The sequence below is a fragment of the Streptomyces sp. ID05-39B genome, assembly GCF_033794725.1.
Lineage (GTDB): Bacteria > Actinomycetota > Actinomycetes > Streptomycetales > Streptomycetaceae > Streptomyces > Streptomyces bobili.
Genome location: NZ_JARGEF010000034.1, coordinates 26,998 through 47,407 on the forward strand (window position 1 = coordinate 26,998; position 20,410 = coordinate 47,407).

A 20,410-nucleotide genomic window follows, 5' to 3' on the forward strand; every position below is an offset into this window, starting at 1 on the left:
GCCCCGTTCCTCGAGTTGCCGCTGTTCTTCCCGGTCGTGTCATGCCGGTCATAGTCGAGATGATCTGTCATCTCGCCCTCGAGAGCGGACTCCAACAGCCGTTTCGTCAACTGCCCTGGAGCAGACCACCCTCACCGGTCAACTGCAGATCCTCGGCCTGAGCACGGGCCACGAGCTCGTCCAGGAACCGGTCATCCACAACTGTCGACGTGGCCCCCGCCCCGGACGGCTTGGCTATGTTCTCGCTGGTCACAGGTGCACTCTTCCATGATCGAAGTTACACCGTTTTTCCTACAGTCCAGCGAAAGGGGCCCGCGAGAAGGGCCTCCGGCTCGTGAGCCGAACGACGATGCCATCGGGCGGTCCCGCAGGGGACTGACGACGTGTCCCAGGGCATTCCCGATACTGCCTTTTCCGCAGGTCAGCGTGGGTGGGATCGATCTGCCGTCGGGGATGCGGGGGCTGCTGTTGTGGGGGACCGCAGGCGTCCTCGAAGCTCTGGGTGTCGCACCGGCCGAGGCGCAAGCAGTGGCACGGCGACGACATCCACCCCGCACCCTCGCACCGGCACTTGTGTGTCCGGGCACCGGAGGTGCGGAGTTCGGCAACCGGGATCGGGGTCGGGATCGGGCGCGGGACGAGGTGGTGAACGGCGGCAGATGTCTTCGGGGTGAAAGCCGGAGCCTGCCGCGAGCCATCACACACGGATCAGAGAAAGAAGACGCTCATGAACAGGAAGTCCCCCGCACGCCGTCGTCGTCCGAGCAGCCTCCGCGTGGCTGCTGCCGGCCTCGTGCTGGCCGTCGGGCTCGGCGTGTCGGCGCAGGGATCGGCGCAGGCGTCTGTCCATACCGTCGCGAAGGTGCCCGCCGCCGCCTCGAAGTCGGCCATGGCCGTGAAGCCGGCCGCCGCGGCACCGAAGTCGGTCACCGGTACGACCGGACAGGTGGTGACCCGGGTCGCCGACTTCTATGGCGCGTACATCGACGCGAAGGGCGACTACGAGAACCCGGACGCCGCGCTGGCCAAGGCGCTCCGCACGCACTACCTGACGCCCGACTTCGCCAAGCGGCTGGTGGCCTGGGAGGAGAAGAACGGGGTGGACGGCGTTCTGCGTGCCCAGAACGTTCCCACGCGGTGGACGGTGAAGGACAACGGCACCTTCGGGCACTCACACGAGGTCACCGTCACGCTGACCTTCGGCAGTGGGAGGAACACGCAAGAGACCAAGCTCTTCGTACTGGTGGAGCGGTACAACCACATCAGCGACATCGCGACCCAGAGCGCCCACTGACGGCGGAGCCCGCCCTGCCCTGCCCAGCCGGACGGGGCACCCGCCCCGTCCGGCTGGGCAGCGGCCAAGGCCAGCGCGCGGCGGCCATGAACGCGACCGTCGGCGTCTGCGTATCGGACGTCGTCGACCATCGGCGGCCGGCGCGACGACTGCCGTCCTTCGGGCAACAAGGAACCATCCCATGCCCACCTGACGTGCAGTGATATCAGGGCCTGGGATGCGGAATCGCGGGCGGACGACAGGGGAACGATGTCGGTTAGGGACGATGCCGAGGAGTTCGCGGCGTTGCTGCGTCAGCTCAAAGACGGCACTGGCCGGAGTTACGGCTCCCTCGCCCGCCAGCTGAACATGAACGCCTCCACACTGCACCGGTACTGCATGGGAGAGGGCGTTCCTCAGGACTTCGCACCCGTCGAGCGGCTCGCGACCTTCTGCGGGACGACGCCTCAGGAGCGGCTCGAACTGCACCGACTGTGGCTGTCGGCGGTGGCGGCCCGGCAGCGGGTGCGTACGGCCGACTCACCGGAGGCAGCAATTCCGTCACCCGCACCGGACAGGGAAACGGACGCCGACGGGGATGGGGACGGGGGCGGCGGCAGGGAGCGAGACAGGTACGGCGACCGTGAGGGCTCCGCACACCGCCGTCGACGGGTCCTCGCGTCCACCACCACCGTCTGCGCGCTGCTCGTCATCAGCGTCGCGGGTCTGTCCGCCCTCTCGGACGGGAACTCCTCCAGGACGGAGACGTCGTCCCGCTCCATGAGCCCCGGGGGGAGCGCCGGGCCAACCGCCACAGGCGCACCCGGCCGTTCGGCGCAACCGTCCGCCACGCAACCGTCGGCCACCGAGCCCGCCGCCGACCCGCCCCTCACCTGGAGCGTCGATGCCCTGGTTTGGGACAAGGGCTGCGACCACGACTACGTCCTCGACAAGCCGTCCGCGCAGGTGCCTCCGCCGCCGTTCCCGCAGGACACCGAGATGTGGGCGACGACGCAAGGCGCGGTGCAGGGGCGACAGACGAAGGTGCAGATCTCGGTGCAGGGACGGTCGTCCACGGCCGTGGTCCTGAAGGCGATCCACGTCCGGGTCGTCAGCCTCGGCACTCCCGCCGTCGGGAACGCCTACTCCATGGGCCAGGGCTGCGGCAGCGATCTCACTCCCCGTCACTTCACCGTGAACCTCGACGAGGACCGCCCCCTGGCCCAGCCAAAGGACGGCGCGAACAGTGCCGACGGCGGGCACACCATCCCGGCCGTACGCTTCCCGTACCGTGTCTCCGCCGAGGACCCGGAGGTGCTGGAGGTCCACGCGACGACACAGGCCTACAACGCCCGCTGGTACCTTGAACTCGACTGGTCCTCCCAGGGCCGCACCGGCACGATCCGCATCGACGACGACGGCCGCCCGTTCCACACCACCAGCATCAAGGGCATGCCGCACTACTGGTACGGCAGGAACGACGCGGGGGAGCGAGCCTGGGTCCCGCTGGACAGCTACTGACCTTTAGGGTTGCCGTCGGGTGGTGACGTTGGGTGATTCCTGGGGTATGCCGGTGTTATGCGGTACGCGGATGGTGGGGACCTGACTGCTGAGCGGCGGGCCGCGCGTGAAGGGATCCGGCTGGAGGCCGGGCGGAGGTTCGCACGAGGTGACAGGAATTCGGTCATCGCCAGGGACCACGCCGCCGGGTACGGGCGGATCGTCAACATGTCCTCCGACGCCCTGTTCGGCGACACCGGACTCAGCGCGTCCGCAGTGGGTAAAGGCGCCGTGCCTGGACTGACCACCTCCTCGACAGCGGAAGGCGCCGCGTACGGCATCAAGGCCAACGCGATCGTGCCCATCGCGGCAACCCGCACGTCCCTGGAGGCGGCCGGGACGACAACGGGCGACCGCGCTGCTCAACGCGCCTCCTGCACCGGCGAACTCCTCCACGCGGCCAGCCGCCGCACCGCCCGGATCTTCCTGGGGACCACCGAGGGCGTGGTATGGACGGAAGCCCTCACACCGGAGATGATCCGGGACGGCTTCCCGCGGATCCGGATCCCGACATCGGAGCGTTGCGCACACCGGGGAGCGTCAGCGAGTCTATGGACTTCTCCCGCAACCCGGTTGGGCGCTGGGGCCGCCGGGCCGTCGGCCCTCGACCTTACGACCCCAGCCGCCAGCGCATGACGTGCGCACACCCGCGCCGCGCCGCCCTCTACGGCTCCAGGAGGACCCGTGCCACAGGACATGGACTTCGACCTCCCCGCCGCCACGGAAATCAGCCCGGACCTCGAAGGCGCCCGGCGGCACAACTCGCACTGGATACGCCGCACTGGTCTAGCCGGTGACGACCGGTCTCTGGCCTGGTACGCCTCCTGGGACATGCCGCGCTTGGCCGCGCTCGGCTTCCCGGCCGCCCGGGGCTCGGCCCTGAACCTGTTGACGGACGCGATGGGGTTCTTCTTCGTCTTCGACGACCAGTTCGATGGTCCCCTCGGCCGGGACCCCGCCGAGACCGCCCGCGTCTGCCAAGCCCTGATCGACATTGCGCACGGCGCCCCGCCGCCGCCCGGAGCGGACCCCTGCACAACGGCATTCGCCGACATCCGGGCCCGCAGCACCGACGGTGCCCACCCGGCCTGGACCACCCGTACCGCACACGAATGGGAGTACTACTTCGCCGCGCATGCCCACGAAGCGCGGGGACGTCTCCGCGGCACCCCGGCGGACCTCGACGCCTACTTACAGGTCAGGCGCGGCATAGCCGCCACCGACCTGCCCCTCTCACTCGGGGAACGCGCGGCCGGCCTCACCCTCCCCGCGTCCGCCTTCCACAGTCCCGAGCTGCGCATCATGCGCCGGGCCGCCATCGACGTCACCCTGATCTGCAACGACGTGTACTCCTTGGAGAAGGAGGAGGCCCGCGGCGACATGGACAACCTCGTCCTCGTCCTCGAACGGGCCCGGCACCTCACCCGCGGCGAAGCCCTCATCGCGGCCCGGAACGAGGTGGACCGGCGCGTTGTGCGCTTCCAGGACCTGGCCGGACAGGTGCCCGCCGTCTGCGCGCAGCTCGCCCTCTCCGAGCGGGAGCGGGCCGACGTCGCCAGCTACGTGCGGGGCATGACCGCGTGGATGAGCGGATACCACGCCTGGCAGACCGGGACCCAGCGCTACCGGAACGCCCCTCGGATCGTGCCGCCCTCGAGCCCGGGCCACCTTGGCGAGGTTTTGCGCACCGGCGTCCGCCAGCCACCGAGTTGAGTACGGCGCGGAAGCGGGACCGGGCCCTTGACGTGCGGAGCGCGATCTAGGCGCTGCGCGGCCAGGGCCGAGCACTGGCGATTGAGCCCTGGGGTCCGGGCGTCCTGTGCTCCTCATGGTGTTCACTCGTAGACCGAGATGGCCTGTGCCAGGCACGGCCTTGCAACGCGCTACGGCAGTGCCAGCAGCGAAGGGCACGGCATGATGAGCCGACCTTGCACGCCATGTGTACGCATTCCATACGGCATTTGTGCGCTGCATGTACGCTCCATGAGGTATATGGTGTTGCTCAGGAGGTGTTGTATGTCGGAGTTGTTCGACGCGGTCGACGCGCTGGTGGCGTCCCGGTCTGTGCTGCCGCTGCCGGCGGAGCGTAAGCGGCTGCGGGCCGCGCACGGTCTGACGATCGATGAAGTGGCCACCGCGCTGAGGGTGCGCCGGGCCACGGTGTCGGGCTGGGAGGCGGGTAAGACCGAGCCGCGGCCGCCGGAGCGCGACGCGTACGCCCGACTGCTGGACAAGCTTGCGGAGCTCTACCCCACCACCCCCGCCGCCCCTGAGAAGGACACGGCGGTGCCCGAGGGTTCCGCCGGCGAGCCCGCCCCCGCTCCGGAAGTCCGGGCCGGAGCGCCGGTCGCCGAGGCCGCGGTCGTGACGGCGACGGAGAACACCCAGACCGGGAACACCCAGACCCCTGCCTCTGCGCCTGCTCCCGTCGCCCCAGCTCCGGCCGCTGCGTCACGTCCGGCGGGCACCGCCAGGCCGTCGTCGACGTCGCGCCGCCCTGTCGCGAGCGAGGCGGCCCCCGCCGGAAGCCCGGTGGGTGGCACGGATCCGCGGTTCGAGAACGGTCCTCTGGCGGTCGTCGACGTCGACACCGACGGGCAGGTCCTTGCGTACTGCACGGGCGGTCTGGTCCTGGACGTGCCCGCCAAGTCCCTGTCGGCTCTGGTGGAGTGGACGCTGCGTGAGGCGAAGCTCGGGGCGCCGAGGCTGTCGGGTCCGGGCAAGGACGCCGATCCGCTGATCGTCCTCACCGCATCTGCGCTGAAGCGTTACGGCCTGCCCGCGACCCTCACCGATGAGGAGCGCCATGCCGGGCGGCTCCCCGAAGACCACAAGGTCATCAAGCAGCTGGTGCGCACCGACTGGAAGCTGACCAAGCGGGGCTTGGGGCCGTGGGCGAGGATCTACCGCCCCGCGACCGGTTCGGACCGCCAGTGCGTGCAGCTGTGCATCCCCTCATGGAACGCGCTCGATCCCCGCAGCTGGGGACACGCCGGACAGCTCCCGCCGGCGGACCTTGCCCGGGTGCTGGGTGTGTACGCGTCGCGGGTGATGACCCCGCGCGGCTCGACCGCGGTGACCGGCCTGGAGCTGATGACCGCGCTGCACCCGCCGACCCGCGCCTCCGAGCCCGACGCCGACGGCCAGCGGCACTCCGAGCACAACCCCGGCAGCCTGGGTAAGGACCCGGTGAACTGCGCGCCGTGCGAGGCCCCCGACGGTCACCCGCTCCTCAAGGATCTGCCGCGCTTCCACGTCCGCGGCCCCGCGGAGAAGCTGTTCGAGGAGGCGTACGACTGGGCGCGGCCGATGACCGATGACGAGTGCACCCTGCGGCATCTGGTCGGCATCGACGTGAACATGGCCTTCGCCGCCGGCGCCAACGGTCTCGTCCTCGGTCTCGGTGGCCCGACGCATGTGAAGGCGCCGGGGTTCGATGCGAAGCTGCCGGGCTCGTGGCTGGTCGACCTCTCCCACGTCGACCTGTCGAGAGTGAAGATCGGCAAGGACAAGTGGGCGGACCTGGACGCCAGTTTGCTGCCCTCCCCGTTCACGCCGTCGGGCGAGCGGCCTCAGGGTCCGGCCTGGTATGCGACGCCGACCGTCGCCTATGCCCAAGAGCTCGGCTACGACATCACTCCCATCGAGGCGTGGGTCCGCTACGACAACGGCCGCTACCTGGACGGCTGGTACAACCGCCTCCGTGACGCCTTCCTGACCACGATGGCCGACCTCGGCGTGCACGCAGACCTGTCGCCGGCCGACTTCCTCGCCGCGATGGACGACTACAAGAGCCGTGACCCGGAGCTGGCGATCGTCGTCTCGGCGGCCAAGGCGACGGTCAAGGGCGGCCTGGGCAAGCTGCGCGAGCGCCCGCGGGGCGAGGGCTGGCGGCCTGGCGAGCCGTGGCGGGCGCTGTCCCGCCCAACGTGGCGGCCCGACATCCGGGCGGCGGTCATCTCCCGCACCAGGGTCAACCTGCACCGCAAGATCGTCAAGCACGCGGCGTTCACCGGCCAGTACCCGGTCGCGGTCCTCTCCGACTGCGTCGTCTACGCCGCCAACGGCGAGAGCCCCCTGGACTTCCTGCCCTACAAGGACGGCAAGCCGCTGCCGGGCGGCTTCAAGCTCGGCATCAACCCGGGCCTGGTCAAGCACGAGGGCACCCAGTCCGTCCTGTGGGGCGAAGAGGTCCGCGAGCGGTTCGACGCCCCCGAACTCAACCTCGCCCGCTACATCAAGGACGGGCAGGTCACGGACAAGGACAGCGGGGAGTAGCAGGCGATGAGCATGTTCGCAGAAGGCCTGGACGCCGCGGTGCAGAAGGCGTTCACCCGCCCGATCCCGAAGTCAGCCGGCGCCCAGATGCGGTACCTGGTCAAACAGTACAAAGGCACCAAAGTCGTCGCCCAGATGCTGCGGATCTCCCAGCGCACCGTCGAGCGGTACGTCAAGGACCAGATCAAAAAGCCCCGCCCGGACCTCGCCGCGCGCCTGGAACGCGAGGTGAAGGCCCGCTGGCAGCCGCAGATCCGGGCCAGGGCCAAGGAGCGGGCGGCGACCACCGGCGGCATCGTCATCGACACCCGCGCCCGCCTCGGCTACACCGCGCCGATCGGATCGACCGACCAGGACCGCATCCGCCACCTCACCGTCGCCCTGCCCCCGCAGCACGCCGCCCGCCTCCTCGACGCCCAGGACCAAGGCGCCACCGAACAACGCCTGCAGGGGCTGGCCGCTGAGGCACTCAAGGAGGTGTACTTCCAGGACGGCGGCCGCCGCGCCGGCCAGCTGGAAGAGGTCCGCTTCACCGACATCGAGCACCTCGAGTTCGACCTGTAGCGGCCATGCGCCGTCGGCCTGAGGGGCCGAGTGCTGAGCCGAAGCACGATAGCTGTCACCAAGGCAGGCTGTGGTCACCAGGACTTCCGGGCAGGGCACGCAGCGCCAGAACATGTGGTCTGTGACGTTCCGTAACAGTGGACCGGTCGGTAGAGCTGGTGCGCCTCCCATACCGTCACCATTTCTCGCTTCCGCAACCCAAGTCGATGCCTCGGCGTCCAACTCCACGACGGACGGCAAGCCGATCACCCGGGAGAGCACGTGGCGAAGAAGGACCAGACGACGCACGCGGCAAGGGAGAAGGACCGCGAGAAGTGGATGGCGCGTTTCCAAGTACGGCTGGCCATGCAGCCCGGCGTGGACCGGGCAGTCGTGCTCCGGGCGGTCAAGGATGTCACGGTGCATTGCGCGGATACGGGAGAGCACCCGCAGACCGCCTTCGGTGATCCGGACGCCTACGCCGTGCACGCGGCCGCGCGGCTGGTGTCGGCGGACCGGGCGGCACACGCGAGGCGGCGCAACGCCATGGTGGACGCGTTCAGCTCGGTGCTCAAGAGAGCCAGGGATGTCCCCGGTCTGTGACCGGTTGAAGCGGCTTCTGTCATGGCCGGGCGCACGGCTTCTGACACAGCCACAGCTTCCATCCGTCAGGGCTGCTGGGCAGCTCAGACGACTGGCGGAGAGCCGGAGCGGGTGACACCGATCCTCCTTTACGCGCCGCTGGTGCCAGATGGCGCGCCGCCCTGGTGACAATCATCGTGCTTCGCCCAGTCGAAGTCGCAGGTCAGCGGAGACCGATGGTGACAACTATCGTGCTACGGCTCAAGTGCACGGAGTAGGTGTTGTCCAACTTCCGTGTCCCGTCTCAGGCGATCTGGTCCCGGTCTCAAATGATCTGGTTCCATTCTCTCGGCGTCTCAGATGATCTGGTCCGCCGGGACTGTCAGCAGGTGTCGGATCCGGGCGGTTCCATGAGGTGCGCGTCGTGGGAGTCACCCCGCATGGCGCCATGTCGTCCGGGACCGCCAGCCTCGCGAGGATGAACAGATCGACGGCGTGGAAGCCCAGTGCGGGCCCGAGCCGTCGGAGGAGTTCCTCGCCGGGGCTCTCCCGCGAGCACTGCGCGGACCTCGTCTGCGTTCAGCCCGGCGCGGTCGGCCAGTTCCTGCGCGCCGAGCTCTCTGTGGTCCAGCAGCCACGCCAGCATCGTGCCGAATCCGGGGTGCTCCGTCATGCCCGCAGACTAGCTAGAAGCGCGAGTGGGACACAGCGGCGTCGACGAGAGTACGGGCCGCTGAGGGCTCACGGGTGGAGCTGTCACTGGTGACTGCGATGATCGCCTCGGCTGGCGTGAGCACGCTGGCATTGCGAATCTGGGGTGGCTTCAAATGGATAGGTGGCGGGAGCTTTCTGCGGTGGTGGAGGAGCGTCTGAAGGCGGTGTCGTCCGGCGAGCGTGGTGTGTTCGCCGCCGGTGTCGCGGAGCGCCTGATGTGTTGGCACGAGGCACTGCCCGAGGACGAGCAGGCGCCGTTCACCGTGAGCCTGCGACCTCTGCTGAATTCCGTATGGGAGGGCGTCCTCGGCGACTCGACGGCCTTCTCGGCCGTCAAGCGCGGTGTCGGCGAGTACATGCTCAGCGAGTACTGCCACAACGACGGCCAGGACGGGCCGGATGACGCGGACGAGTCGGCTGCAGCGGCGGCGTTGTATGCCGCACATGCCTACCTGTTCGGCTGCCAGGAATTCGCCGCTTGGACCAGCAGCCGGGCGGTTGAGGCGATCGACCAGCACCTTGAGTACCTGGCCGATCAGGAAGAAGACGAACTCCCCGTTGTCGACACGGACGAGGCACTCGCCTCCGAGCTCCAGCGGCAACTACGGGATCTGGACCTCATCGCACGCTACTCAAAGGATCTTCGCCACGCCGGCTTGGGACTGCCCATCGACACGTCCATCCGACTGCGCGTCGAACTACGCGCTCCTCTCTCCAGCCGGGCGTTGACTCCCCAGCGGCCACGGCCCGGCACGGAGTCGTCAAATCCCTGCTGGCCTGCGTCGACCAGATGGTTTGAGACGGGTCGTCACCTTTTCGAGTGACGGCAACCAACTCTCCGCCATGGGCCCCCACGGGGTGCATCACCCTCGCAGCGACGGGGAGATCGCGGCTGGGGGTGTCGATGGACGGATCGGCGTTGAGGGCCTCTGCCCCGGAGTACGCCTCAGGCATCGAGATCGGGTTTGTCGACGCCGACGGTGTCGAGCGTTCCGGGCCACTGGCACGCTGCTGGACCGAGGCGTTCGAGCCGGCCTCGCCGGTGAGGTCGTTCGCCTCGTTCGGGCAGAAGAACTTCACCGGTGAGTACTGGGCGGCGACCTCGCGGACCCAGGTGGGCTACGAGTCGTGAGTGGAGCGGGACGCGGCGATGGCGCTGGACTTCGATCCCGCTGTCGTCGCGCTGTCCTCGCAGCCCTTCCGGCTTACTTGGACGGACGGGAAGCGGGAGCGAGGGCATACCCCGGACTACTTTGTCCGGTTACGGGACGGCACCGGTGTCGTTGTCGACGTGCGACTGGAAGATCTGGTCGACGAGGACACCGCCGAGGTCTTCGCGTTCACCGCACGGGTCTGCGAGGAGGTGGGCTGGCAGTTTCGTCACGTTGGCGACCTGCGCCAGCCCTACCGGGTGAACCTGCGCTGGCTGTCCCGCTACCGCCACGGCCGCTGCTATCACGCGCCATCGGCTGACCGGCTACGGGAAGTCTTCGCCGAACCCCTGCCCCTGCTCGCCGGGGCCGAGCACGTCGGCGACCGGCTGGCCGTGCTGCCGGTGCTCTACCACCTGCTCTGGCAGCAGACTGCCCGGCCCGGTGGCCGCCCGCGCCCTGTGGTGGCAGCGGCACCTGGTCGAACTCCTCACCGGCCTGCCCCCCGACGCCCCGGCCGGGGCCCGGCTCAAGCCCGAGTACGACCCGGCCTGCCAATCGCTGGCGCAACGCGAGCGGGCGAAGGCGGATGAACTGGTCGCGCTGGGCGAGGAGGTCACGGCGCGGACGGTGAAACGCAAGCGCTAGCAGTACGAGGCCGGCGGGATCACGGCGGTGGTGGACCACCGGCTCGCCCCGCACGCCTCGCGGGTCGGCCGGGCCGACCCGCGGGTGGTGGCGGCGATCCGCCAGGCGATCGGCGAGAGCATCCCGGCTTCCACCCGCACGATCGAGCATGCGCGATGGCGAACCGAGCGGATCCTGGAGGCCGAGCATGGCCTGGCCGTGGTGGAGATGCCGTCGCGGGCCACGTTCCACCAGCTCTTTGACAAGCTGTCGCACGGGGTCCATGTCACCGGTTCGGCCCGCACCCGCCGCTCGTTGGCCGACCAGCCCGAGGGGCCGTTCCGCTACGAGTCGGTCGCCGCCCCGGGCGAGCTGATGCAGATCGACTCCACCCCGCTGGACGTGCTGGTGCGGCTGGACCACGGGGTCCCCGGGAGAGTCGAGCTCTGCGCGCTCATCGACCTAGCGACGCGGACCGTCGCCGCGGCGGTGGTGCGGCCGACCACCAAGTCGGTGGACGCCTCCCTTTTGCTGGCCCGCGCGCTGACCCCGGAGCCGATGCGGCCGGGCTGGGTCCAGGCCCTGGCGATGTCCCGTTCGGTGCTGCCGCACCGCCGGCTGCTAACCCTGGACGAGCGCTTGGAGCACGCCGCGGCCCGGCCTGTGATCATCCCTGAGACCATCGTCTGCGACCGGGGCAAGGCGTTCATCTCGGACAACTCCCGCTCCGCCTGCCGCACCCTGGAGATCACCTTCCAGCCCTGGCACCCACGTTCCCCGGCGGAGAATCCCCATATCGAACGCACACTTGAATCAGTGGCCACGCTGTTCTGCCAGTTCCTGCCCGGTTACCTCGGCGGCACCGCCGAGCACCGCGGCCGAGGCGTGGAGGACGAGCCGTTGTGGTCAATGCTGGAGATCCAGGAATTTCTCGACGAGTGGCTTGTCGCCAAGTGGCAATCCAGACCCCATGACGGGCTCCGCGACCCGGGCGTTCCCGGCCGCACCTTCACCCCGAACCAGAAGTACGCCGCCCTGGTCGAGAGCGCCGGCTACGTCCCCCTTGCTCTTGGCGGCGACGACTACGTCGAACTGCTGCCCGCCACCTGGCGGGCCGTCAACTCCTACGGGATCAAAATCAACAACCGGGTCTACGACTGCCCCGACCTGGCCCCGTTCCGGCGACAGCCCTCCGGTGTCACACGCAAGCGGGACCTGTGGGAAATCCACCGCGACCCCTACGACGCCGCCTGGATCTGGATGCGCCACCACTGGGAGACCGGCTGGATCCCGGTCCCCTGGAAGCACCTCGGCGGCGTCCCGCAGCCCTTCGGCGACCTGGCATGGGACCACGCGGCAGCCGACCTGCGGAGCAAGGGCAACCCGACACCGACCGAACAGGAGATCGCCCAGGCCGTCGCCAAGCTGCTGGTCAGAGCCAACCAGGGACCACCCGACCAGGACGACGAACCTGCCGCGCGGCCGTCCAAGCGCGACCGGCGCGTCGCCGCCAGGACCCGAGCCGCCGCCGAGAGCACGGGACCGCGTCCGCCCAGGCCAGAACCACCACCAGCCACCGAGAACGAGCTGTCTCTCCACGATGACGAGGCGGTGGACAGCACAGATGACGAGCCGAACGCGAAGGTCATCCCGCTCGGCATCTTCGACCCCTTCAAGGAGGCGGACAAGCGATGGTGACCGCGACCGGACCCACCCCCGGCCAGGACACGAACCCAGGTCGGCAGCACGGATGGCGACGCGCCCTGGACCGCGAAGACCTGCACCGCTACCTCACCACCCTGGAGGGCTGGCGGGAGTTCACCACCCAGGACCCGGCACCTGCTGACCTCCTGACCGAGAACCAACTCACCGACCTGGACGACGACGGACGGCTCGACTACGACGACGTCCGCCTCGACTACCACACCCGCCTGACCGTGGCCGCGACCTCCACCTTGCGCACCGTCGTCCATGCCGGCAGGCGGTTGACCCTGCTCGACCGGCACGCGATCAGCGCCCGCCGGGGCCTGATCCTGTCCGGCGCGGCCGGGACCGGCAAGACCACCGCGCTCACCCAGTTCGGCAAGACCATCGAGGTCATCGACCGACGCCAGCACCCCGGCGTCGACCGGATCCCGGTGGGCTACGTCACCGTCCCGCCCGCCGCGACCTCACGCATGCTGGCCGTCGAGTTCGCCCGCTTCCTGGGCCTGCCCGTTACCACCCGCGCCAACATCACCGACGTCATCGAGGCCGTCTGCGGCGTCCTGATCGACGCAAGAGTGAGCGTCGTGTGTGTCGACGAGCTGCACAATCTCTCACTGGCGACCAGGAACGGCGCCGAGGTCTCGGACACGCTGAAGTACTTCTCGGAGCGGATCCCGGCCACTTTCGTCTATGCGGGAGTGGACCTGGAGGCGAACGGGCTGTTCAACGGCACCCGTGGCCGACAGATCGCCGGGCGCTTCGCGGTCATCGACACCATTCCCTTCCCCCGCACTGCGGAATGGACCGGCTTGGTCAGCACCTTCGAAGAGGCCCTGCGACTGCACCACCACCAGCACAAGACCCTGGAAGGGCTGGCCCACTACCTCCACCAACGCACCGGCGGCATGATCGGCAGCCTGTCCCACCTCATCCGCGGGGCCGCCATCGACGCCATCCTCGACGGCACAGAGAAGATCACCCGGAAGTTCGCTGGAACGCGTCAAACTCGACCGCGCCGCCCAGACCCGCACGACCAAATCGGCTTCATGACCACCAGCGTTGACGATGGCGACCGGCTCCGCCCACTGCCAGCCCGGCCCCGCCCGAAGAGCGGGGAGAGCACCGACTCCTACATCCGCCGCCTGGCCCGCGCCAACCACCTCAAACCCAGCTACCTGCGTGGATACCTCGCCGGCACCCGACTACGGCTACGGAACTCGCCCACGAGGCGACCGGCTCGCCGCAGTGACCGGACGTCAGCAAGGCGCGCTCGAACGGGCACTGCCAGACCTCGCCGCAAGGAAATCGGCTGAACCGGACGAGCCAGGGAAGCCCAAAAGACACGTCACCCTCAGCGCGGAAAAGCCCGCACTCTTCGCCGCCATTCGACGCGACGCCCACAAGGAACACCTGTCGGTCGCGGCGTTGTCGAAACGGCACCACGTGCACAGCCGCACCATTCTGCAAGCCCTCGCCTCCCCGACACCGCCGCCTCGAAAGCCGCGCACCGTCAAGGAGAACCCGGTCCTGGACCGCATCCGGCCCGCCCTCGACGCCATCCTCGACGAATACGCGGCAACGAACGGCGGCCAACTCCCTCCGACCCGTCTGATCTGGGAAAGGCTTCTGGACGAGCACGACGCCGACGTCTCCTATGCCACCGTGCGCCGCTTCCTCGTCGGTCATCCGCTCACGAACCCCAACGGCGTCGCCGGCACCCCACGGCGCACACCGGGAGACTTCCTCGGCGCCACCCATCAGGCCCTGCAGGTCAACGTCATCAGGAACCACCGCGGCCTGCTGGCCGCCATTCGCCAACAGCCCGCGATGCACGGCATCGACGGCTCCTTCGCAACCACCACCGCCTTCGTCTTGGGCTGCGACGCCGGGACCTCCTGGAGCATGCTCGCCGGCTTCCACGAGTGGCTGGTCGTCCGGCCCGGCAGGGGGCACGACCTCACCTGGCCTGCCCTCGTTCGCCACCTCGCCCCAGCAGGATGGATCCATCCGCTCACGCCCCACGCCGACATCGAAGCCGTCGCGACGCTCTTCCAGCTCTTGGGCGAATTTCTGGACCAGCGAGAGCAACCCGACAGCCTCGCAAGGATCTTCAGGGACTACCAGTCCTGGCTGAACACCCAAAGCTGGTATCACTTCGAAACAGCAGGGACAGACCAGAACAACTGAGACAACACCTGGCATCCCGGCTTCCGGGACCAGATCACTTGAGATTTTCGGCGGCCCGGCGTCTCAACTGATCTGGTCGCCGCAGGTCACAGCCCTACTCGCAGACCAGATCATTTGAGACGGGACATTCCCGCTCCTGATCAACGGAAGGGTGCCACTAGAGTGGTGCGTGGGCCGTGACTGGCGCTGAGGTGGAGCACCACCGGGGAGCGGTCTGACGAATCGGTCGATGCCGTGCGCCTGGGCGAGTGGTCAGCGACGCCTGGAGGCGACCATGTCCCAGACACAGACAGCCCGGCTCATGGACGGCGTGGGCCTTGCCCGACGCATCGTTGAGGAGACGTCAGGCAAGGCGACAGAGCTTGCGCGACGTGTCGGCGTGACGCCTTGCCTCGCAACGGTGCTGGTAGGTGAGGACCCGGCTTCGGTGACGTACGTCCGGATGAAGCGGGCCCGTTGCGCGAAGGCGGGCATCGAGTCCCGGCTTGTCAGCCTGCCGGCCGCCACTGCAACCGCTGAGCTGGTGGAGACCCTCCAGTCCCTTTCGCAGGACGCCGGAGTGCACGGCATCTTGCTTCAGCACCCGGTAGGCCCTCACATCGATGAGCGGGCGGCATTCGAGGCTATCGCGCCGGAGAAGGACGTCGACGGGGTCACGATGAGCTCCTTCGGGGCGATGAGCTTCGGACTGCCTGGATTCGCATCGTGCACCCCGGGCGGGATTATGCGGCTCCTGGACGAGTATGGGGTCGATCTTGCTGGGCAGCATGCCGTTGTCGTGGGGCGCAGTGCGATCCTCGGCAAGCCCGTCGGAATGCTCTTGCTCGCCCGGGACGCCACGGTCACCTACTGCCACTCCCGTACGACCGATCTGGCCGCGATCGTGCAGGAAGCGGACGTTGTTGTGGCGGCCGTGGGACGGCCTCGTCTTATTCGCGGCGAGGACGTCAAGCCAGGGGCCGTCGTGATCGACGCCGGATACAACCCCGGCAACGTGGGCGACGTCGACTTCGACACTGCCCGCACTCGTGCCCGGTTGATCACGCCGGTCCCCGGCGGGGTCGGACCCATGACCATCGCAGTCCTGCTGGCGCAGACGGTCGACGCGGCATCCGTCCAGCTTGGGCTGGCCGGCCGATGAGGAGGGCACCCTTGATTTTGGCGTGGACGACAAGCGGCTAGCCTGCTGACCTGAACTTTTTGGTCCAGTTGGTGCGGGGCTTTTTGCGGGTGAGCCGCCGGGTCATCGTGGTGATGAGTGTCCTCCAGAAGAACCCGTAGACCGTCTCCCAGGGTGGGAAGTCCGCAGGCAGAGCCCGCCACTTCGCGCCGTTGTCGACGATGTAGCGGATGCCGTCGACGATCTCGCGCCGCGGCCACTTTTCCGGGTGCCCGCCGGTCTTGGTCCGGCCGGCCGGGACGGGCAGAAGGGGTGTATTGACTGAACTAGTTCCGATGTTTCTGCAGCTCAGTGACCTATTCGGAGTGCTGGCGTTAGCTGGTGCATGAAGGATGCTGAAGGGCTGAGCCGGAACGTGGCGGCCTTCGTCGTGCCGCAGATCGGGCGCCTGGAGGAGACCGGCGAAGCTGTCGAGCCGTACCAACTGCTCGATCCCGATCGGGCAGCTTGTTGTACCGGTGGCGATGTTCTTCGCTGACCTGCAGGCCGCGTCGAAGTCGGCAACGACGATCCGCTCATACGGGATGGACCTGCTGCGGTGGTACCGGTTCCTCTGGGCCGTTGAAATGTGCTGGGATCAGGCGACCAGGGCCGAGGCTCGTGACTTCTGCCGGTGGCCCCAGCTCGCCGACAAGCCGGTACGCGTGCACTGGCGTCACCAGCGCAAAGGCATCACGGCGCCCACAGTGCCGGCCCCGAGGATGGAGCCGGGGACGCCGAACCCGGTCACCGGCAGAGCCGCACCGGGCCGGAAGTACGCGCCTTCCACGCGGGCCCACTGCGAAACGGTGCTGCGGACCTTCTACGACTTTCACCTCGACGAAGGCACCGGCCCGATCATCAACCCCCTTCCCGCTGGACCGCTCACGTCGCAACTCTCGGGCTCACGCACACCACAATCCGTTGGAGACGTTCCGTCCCGAACGGCAGGGCCGCTACCGGCCGAAGGTGCCCAAGCGCATCCCGCGGCGGATCCCGGATGAGCTGTTCAACGCGTTGTTCGCCGCGCTGAAGTACAACCGCGACCGGGCCCTGCTCGCGTTCTGGGTCTCCACCGGCGCCCGCGCCGAGGAACTGCTCACCAGCCGGGTGAGGGACATCTCGCCCGGGCAGCAGCTCATCGGCGTGGTCCGCAAGGGAACCCGCGCCTACCAGCAGATCCTCGCCTCCACGGACGCGTTTGTCTGGCTGCGGCTGGCCCAGGAGGAAGCCTGGCGCAAAGGGGCACCCCGCGGTCGCAACTACAGCTTGTGGTGGACCCTGCGACGCCCATGGCGGCCGCTGAACTACCACGCTGCCCGGGCCATGTTGAACCGAGCCAACGACCTGCTCGGGTCGAACTGGACCCTTCACGACCTGCGGCACACCGCTGCCTATCGGATGGCCCACGATCCGCAGATGTCACTGACCGATGTCCAGTGGGTCCTCGGACACGCGCATCTGTCGACCACTGAGATCTACCTGGCCGCGAGCCAGGAAGAGGTCATCGAGCAAGTTTTCGCCCACCACGCCCGCCGGGCACAGCAACCGGCGAAGCCGCCGGCGCCCGCCCCGGGCTACAACCCGGCCTCGCTGAACACCCTGTTCGGAGGACTCCCGTGACCACAGCGCCAGCGATCGCTGCCCAACCAGCTCGGGCGGGAAGCCCCACCTCCGAGTCACACGGCGAGGCGGCCCGGAGGCTGCTCACGCAGTTCCCGCCACGGCCGCGTCCCTCCACCTGGGCCACAACCGAGGAGACCCGCGAGTCAGTCCTGACCAGGATCGACCGACCGCCACTGCGAGCACGCGTCAAAACGACGCACAAAATCCGTTGGTACGGCGCCCGCAAGATCCTCAGCTGGCTCGAGACCTTCCCGGGGGCGACGTGGCAGGAGCGATGGCAGGCCAGCCCGGCGAGCATGCTGGGCCTGAAGTGGACCGACGTGGTGCTGCCCTGGCTGACCGAGCGCGGAGAGAGCGCCCGGGAGGAGGCACTGCGAAGTGGATTGCTCTGCCTTTTCGTCGCGGATGTAATCCGCCCCGACCTGCCGTTCTTGCTGCGGATCGTCCAGACCCGCTACTGGCGCGAGGCCGTGGTCGAACACCGCGACCCAGCGGGATTCGCCCGGATCGAAGAATCCGCCGACCCGGTTGTGCTGAATTCCAGGCCCGGGCTCAAGGCCTGCACTCAGATCGCGATGATCCTCCTCGCCAAGGGCGGTGGAGTCAGCGACATCACCGTCGGTGACTGCATCGAACTGCGGCAGACCGAGACCGTCGCCCTGGAGAAGAGGGGCGGTGACAGCCGGTTCCTGTTCTACTCCCTCCTCAAAGACATGGGGCAGTTCCCGCCGGACGCCCCCGCCACCCTGCGAGCGCTGACCGTGTTCTCCGGGCAGTTCACCCCCGCTGAGCTGGTCGACCGCTATCAGCTCGAATGCCAGCCAGTACGCGATCTCATCGTCGACTACCTCGCCGAACGCCAACCGGCCCTGGACTACGCCAGCTTCGAAGATCTCGCGCGAGTGCTCGCCCTGTACTTCTGGAAGAATCTGGAAACTCACCACCCCGGCATCTCCTCTCTCCACCTGGACCGCAGCGTCGCATCGGCCTGGAACGAGCGGCTCCGGACCAAGACCGCCCGCCGCCGGATGGCCGACGGAACCATGGCCGAGGTGACGACCCCGCGGGCCAGCTATGCATCCCTACTGGGTTACGTCCGCGCCTTCTACCTCGACATCTCGCAGTGGGCTTTGGAAGAACCGACCAGATGGGGACCGTGGGCGGCGCCCAGCCCGATCAGCGGGAATGAGATCACCTACAAGAAGGACATCCGACGCCGCAAGGCGCGGATGGACCAGCGCACCCGCGAACGCTGCCAGTGCTGCCGACCCTGGTCGCTGCTGCCGAGAACCGTCTCCAGGAGGCGCGGACCCGGCTGGAAGCGATCCGCCAAGCACCAAGCGGCGGCGTCTTCACGGTCCTCGGCGAGACGTTCACCAAGGCCGGCAAGTCGACTCGGCTCGACGTCAGTGGTTCTGCCTGCGCTTATGACGCGTCGGGCCGCAGGCACCACTTCGCCCCGGCCGAGCACCGCGCGTTCTGGGGCTGGGCCACGATCGAGTTCCTCCGGCACACGGGCGTCCGAATCGAGGAGATGCTGGAGAGCAGTCACCACCAGCATCACCCAGTACACCCTCCCCTCGACCGGCGAGCTCATCCCGCTTCTGCAGATCGCCCCGTCCAGGACCCACGAAGAGAGGCTCCTGGTTGTCAGCCCGGAACTCGCCGACGTCCTCAGCATGATCGTCAGCCGGGTCCGTGAGGCCAGCGGGGCGATCCCCTTGATCCCCTTCTACGACGGCCTGGAGAAGATCTGGCATCCGCCAATTCCACTGCTTTTCCAATGGTCCAGCGGTGGCCAGCGGCGGCTGTCTCTTCCAAGACCATCCGGAAGGCGCTCAACGAGATCCTCCAAGCCACTGGCCTTACCAACGCCGCCGGGCAGCCTCTGAACTATCAGCCACACGACTTCTGGAGGATCTTCACCACAGAAGCGATCATGAACGGGATGCCACCCGACATCGCCCAGCTCGTCCTCGGCCACAAGAACATCAACACCACCATGGGCTACAAGGCGGTCTATCCCGAGGAAGCAATCAATGGCCACCGGGCCTTCATCGCCCGCCGCAGGGCACTTCGGCCCAGTGAGGAGTACCGCACTCCCACCGATGCGGAGTGGGAGGAGTTCCTTGGCCACTTCGAGCGGAGGAAGGTCGCTCTGGGCGACTGCGGTCGTGCCTACGGCACAACTTGCCAGCATGAAAACAGCTGCGTCCGCTGCCCAGTTCTCCGCGTCGACCCTACCCAGCGACCTCGCCTGGAAGAGATCCGCAGCAACCTGCACGAGCGGACTACTGAGGCCGAACACGAAGGCTGGCTCGGCGAGGCCGAGGGTCTACGCGTCAGCCTTGCCGCTACCGAGAGCAAGCTCGCTCAGCTCGACGACCGTCGACGCCGAGCCACGACCATCAGCCTCGGGATCCCGACCTTCCGCGAGATCACGGGCCGCACTGCGACACCCCCCACCAAACAGCTCGACGGATCCCACCTGACAGCCGCGACAGATCCAAGACCTGGTGTCCAGAGTCTTTCAGCGAAGGGGCTGTCGTTCGATGAGCCGTCTGCCACGGGAATCAGCTGACTCGCGGATGGGCAACAAGTTACGGTCCAGCCAACAGCGCCTATGGTGCGTTTAGACGAGGTGGGAATGTCCAGTGCGATCGTGTCACTCGTCATTGCAATTGTCGGGGTGTGCGGGACGCTAGCGTCCGCGATCTTCACCCAGCACTTGTCGCAGCGGGCCAAAACTCTAGAACTGGAACATGCGGAACGGCGAAGCCTCGCTGAGCAAGAGGCCGCCGAGAAGCAGCGCAAGACGGATCAACTTCGCAGCTGTTACATCCAGCTGAACGCCAATGATCGGAACTACCGCGATGCCATGCTGGCTTACGCCTACGCGCTTAACCTCGATCTTGCGTGACGGTCCGCCGACGGAGTCGGTGGACCGTTTTCGTGCTGTGGGCTGAGGCTGGGCAGGTTGAGGGCCCGAGTGTCGTCTCGGAT

20 protein-coding genes, 3 pseudogenes and 1 riboswitch are annotated in these 20,410 nt (G+C 68.1%); of the genes and pseudogenes, 21 read left to right on the forward strand and 2 right to left on the reverse strand.

The features are described 5' to 3' along the window. Positions 1 to 2 precede the first annotated feature (2 nt). Positions 3 to 253: pseudogene (locus P1P75_RS10985) on the reverse strand (transposase); the annotation flags it as partial. Between the two features lie 474 nt (positions 254 to 727). Between P1P75_RS10985 and P1P75_RS10990 the strand changes: the two are divergent. The 15 genes and pseudogenes from P1P75_RS10990 (at position 728) to P1P75_RS11060 (ending at position 15,763) form a co-directional block, all read left to right on the forward strand. After that, positions 728 to 1,294, forward strand: a complete 567-nt coding sequence (locus P1P75_RS10990) for a hypothetical protein (RefSeq protein WP_319254024.1) — start codon at positions 728 to 730, stop codon at positions 1,292 to 1,294. Between the two features lie 249 nt (positions 1,295 to 1,543). Then, a complete protein-coding gene (locus P1P75_RS10995; protein ID WP_319254026.1) occupies positions 1,544 to 2,794 on the forward strand; it encodes a helix-turn-helix transcriptional regulator in 1,251 nt (416 codons plus the stop codon). 207 nt (positions 2,795 to 3,001) lie between these two features. Further along, positions 3,002 to 3,469, forward strand: a complete 468-nt coding sequence (locus P1P75_RS11000) for a hypothetical protein (RefSeq protein ID WP_319254028.1) — start codon at positions 3,002 to 3,004, stop codon at positions 3,467 to 3,469. A 48-nt stretch (positions 3,470 to 3,517) separates the two neighbouring features. Beyond that, the gene (locus P1P75_RS11005) at positions 3,518 to 4,546 is read left to right on the forward strand and encodes a terpene cyclase (RefSeq protein ID WP_319254030.1); all 1,029 of its coding nucleotides are present in this window, start codon (positions 3,518 to 3,520) and stop codon (positions 4,544 to 4,546) included. A 303-nt stretch (positions 4,547 to 4,849) separates the two neighbouring features. After that, the gene (locus P1P75_RS11010) at positions 4,850 to 7,111 is read left to right on the forward strand and encodes a helix-turn-helix domain-containing protein (protein ID WP_319254032.1); all 2,262 of its coding nucleotides are present in this window, start codon (positions 4,850 to 4,852) and stop codon (positions 7,109 to 7,111) included. 6 nt (positions 7,112 to 7,117) lie between these two features. Further along, entirely contained in the window at positions 7,118 to 7,675 is a 558-nt protein-coding gene (locus P1P75_RS11015) for an XRE family transcriptional regulator (protein WP_319254034.1), read from the forward strand. Between the two features lie 261 nt (positions 7,676 to 7,936). After that, a complete protein-coding gene (locus tag P1P75_RS11020) occupies positions 7,937 to 8,257 on the forward strand; it encodes a hypothetical protein (protein ID WP_319254036.1) in 321 nt (106 codons plus the stop codon). A gap of 806 nt (positions 8,258 to 9,063) precedes the next feature. Then, complete coding sequence (locus P1P75_RS11025) at positions 9,064 to 9,774, forward strand: hypothetical protein (RefSeq protein WP_319254038.1); 711 nt, start codon at positions 9,064 to 9,066, stop codon at positions 9,772 to 9,774. Between the two features lie 95 nt (positions 9,775 to 9,869). After that, positions 9,870 to 10,082: a hypothetical protein gene (locus tag P1P75_RS11030; protein WP_319254041.1), complete on the forward strand. Its 213-nt coding sequence runs from the start codon at positions 9,870 to 9,872 to the stop codon at positions 10,080 to 10,082. A gap of 18 nt (positions 10,083 to 10,100) precedes the next feature. Then, positions 10,101 to 10,472 (forward strand): annotated as a pseudogene (locus P1P75_RS42000) (TnsA-like heteromeric transposase endonuclease subunit); the annotation flags it as partial. Positions 10,473 to 10,545: 73 nt separating this feature from the next. Beyond that, positions 10,546 to 10,749 (forward strand): hypothetical protein, encoded by a 204-nt coding sequence (locus P1P75_RS11040; protein WP_319254045.1) that lies wholly within the window; start codon positions 10,546 to 10,548, stop codon positions 10,747 to 10,749. 27 nt (positions 10,750 to 10,776) lie between these two features. Then, a complete protein-coding gene (locus tag P1P75_RS11045) occupies positions 10,777 to 12,426 on the forward strand; it encodes a Mu transposase C-terminal domain-containing protein (protein WP_319254048.1) in 1,650 nt (549 codons plus the stop codon). Beyond that, positions 12,420 to 13,748: a TniB family NTP-binding protein gene (locus P1P75_RS11050; protein ID WP_319254050.1), complete on the forward strand. Its 1,329-nt coding sequence runs from the start codon at positions 12,420 to 12,422 to the stop codon at positions 13,746 to 13,748. The genes P1P75_RS11045 and P1P75_RS11050 overlap by 7 nt, the downstream gene beginning before the upstream one ends. Further along, positions 13,681 to 14,622, forward strand: coding sequence for a hypothetical protein (locus tag P1P75_RS11055; protein ID WP_319254052.1), 942 nt, complete (start codon positions 13,681 to 13,683; stop codon positions 14,620 to 14,622). The genes P1P75_RS11050 and P1P75_RS11055 overlap by 68 nt, the downstream gene beginning before the upstream one ends. Before the next feature lie 166 nt (positions 14,623 to 14,788). Beyond that, a riboswitch (ZMP/ZTP riboswitch) is annotated at positions 14,789 to 14,875 on the forward strand. Positions 14,876 to 14,896: 21 nt separating this feature from the next. Further along, complete coding sequence (locus tag P1P75_RS11060) at positions 14,897 to 15,763, forward strand: bifunctional 5,10-methylenetetrahydrofolate dehydrogenase/5,10-methenyltetrahydrofolate cyclohydrolase (protein WP_319254054.1); 867 nt, start codon at positions 14,897 to 14,899, stop codon at positions 15,761 to 15,763. 127 nt (positions 15,764 to 15,890) lie between these two features. Here P1P75_RS11060 and P1P75_RS11065 read toward each other — a convergent pair. Next, positions 15,891 to 16,049: pseudogene (locus P1P75_RS11065) on the reverse strand (transposase); the annotation flags it as partial. Between the two features lie 78 nt (positions 16,050 to 16,127). Here P1P75_RS11065 and P1P75_RS11070 point away from each other — a divergent pair. From P1P75_RS11070 to P1P75_RS11090, 6 genes are all read left to right on the forward strand, one after another. After that, a complete protein-coding gene (locus P1P75_RS11070; protein ID WP_319254072.1) occupies positions 16,128 to 16,280 on the forward strand; it encodes a hypothetical protein in 153 nt (50 codons plus the stop codon). 46 nt (positions 16,281 to 16,326) lie between these two features. After that, positions 16,327 to 16,785: a hypothetical protein gene (locus P1P75_RS42005; RefSeq protein ID WP_369076334.1), complete on the forward strand. Its 459-nt coding sequence runs from the start codon at positions 16,327 to 16,329 to the stop codon at positions 16,783 to 16,785. Continuing rightward, the gene (locus P1P75_RS11075; protein WP_319254056.1) at positions 16,706 to 17,404 is read left to right on the forward strand and encodes a site-specific integrase; all 699 of its coding nucleotides are present in this window, start codon (positions 16,706 to 16,708) and stop codon (positions 17,402 to 17,404) included. Before P1P75_RS42005 ends, P1P75_RS11075 begins: the two co-directional genes overlap by 80 nt. A gap of 299 nt (positions 17,405 to 17,703) precedes the next feature. Further along, positions 17,704 to 19,299 carry a hypothetical protein gene (locus P1P75_RS11080; protein ID WP_319254058.1) on the forward strand — a complete coding sequence of 532 codons (1,596 nt, stop codon included), beginning with the start codon at positions 17,704 to 17,706 and terminating at the stop codon, positions 19,297 to 19,299. Next, on the forward strand, positions 19,191 to 19,988 hold the full coding sequence (locus P1P75_RS11085) for a site-specific integrase (protein WP_319254060.1): 798 nt from the start codon (positions 19,191 to 19,193) through the stop codon (positions 19,986 to 19,988). The genes P1P75_RS11080 and P1P75_RS11085 overlap by 109 nt, the downstream gene beginning before the upstream one ends. 66 nt (positions 19,989 to 20,054) lie before the next feature. After that, complete coding sequence (locus P1P75_RS11090) at positions 20,055 to 20,327, forward strand: hypothetical protein (RefSeq protein ID WP_319254062.1); 273 nt, start codon at positions 20,055 to 20,057, stop codon at positions 20,325 to 20,327. Positions 20,328 to 20,410 lie beyond the last annotated feature (83 nt).

Bases quoted from the DNA above. Each gene is read 5' to 3' on its own strand.
- P1P75_RS10990 (WP_319254024.1), top strand. From the start codon at position 728: ATGAACAGGAAGTCCCCCGCACGCCGTCGTCGTCCGAGCAGCCTCCGC.
- P1P75_RS10995 (WP_319254026.1), top strand. From the start codon at position 1,544: ATGTCGGTTAGGGACGATGCCGAGGAGTTCGCGGCGTTGCTGCGTCAG.
- P1P75_RS11000 (WP_319254028.1), top strand. From the start codon at position 3,002: ATGTCCTCCGACGCCCTGTTCGGCGACACCGGACTCAGCGCGTCCGCA.
- P1P75_RS11010 (WP_319254032.1), top strand. From the start codon at position 4,850: ATGTCGGAGTTGTTCGACGCGGTCGACGCGCTGGTGGCGTCCCGGTCT.
- P1P75_RS11015 (WP_319254034.1), top strand. From the start codon at position 7,118: ATGAGCATGTTCGCAGAAGGCCTGGACGCCGCGGTGCAGAAGGCGTTC.
- P1P75_RS11025 (WP_319254038.1), top strand. From the start codon at position 9,064: ATGGATAGGTGGCGGGAGCTTTCTGCGGTGGTGGAGGAGCGTCTGAAG.
- P1P75_RS11050 (WP_319254050.1), top strand. From the start codon at position 12,420: ATGGTGACCGCGACCGGACCCACCCCCGGCCAGGACACGAACCCAGGT.
- P1P75_RS11060 (WP_319254054.1), top strand. From the start codon at position 14,897: ATGTCCCAGACACAGACAGCCCGGCTCATGGACGGCGTGGGCCTTGCC.
- P1P75_RS11070 (WP_319254072.1), top strand. From the start codon at position 16,128: ATGAAGGATGCTGAAGGGCTGAGCCGGAACGTGGCGGCCTTCGTCGTG.
- P1P75_RS42005 (WP_369076334.1), top strand. From the start codon at position 16,327: ATGGACCTGCTGCGGTGGTACCGGTTCCTCTGGGCCGTTGAAATGTGC.
- P1P75_RS11080 (WP_319254058.1), top strand. From the start codon at position 17,704: ATGCTGGGCCTGAAGTGGACCGACGTGGTGCTGCCCTGGCTGACCGAG.
- P1P75_RS11085 (WP_319254060.1), top strand. From the start codon at position 19,191: ATGGTCCAGCGGTGGCCAGCGGCGGCTGTCTCTTCCAAGACCATCCGG.
- P1P75_RS11090 (WP_319254062.1), top strand. From the start codon at position 20,055: ATGTCCAGTGCGATCGTGTCACTCGTCATTGCAATTGTCGGGGTGTGC.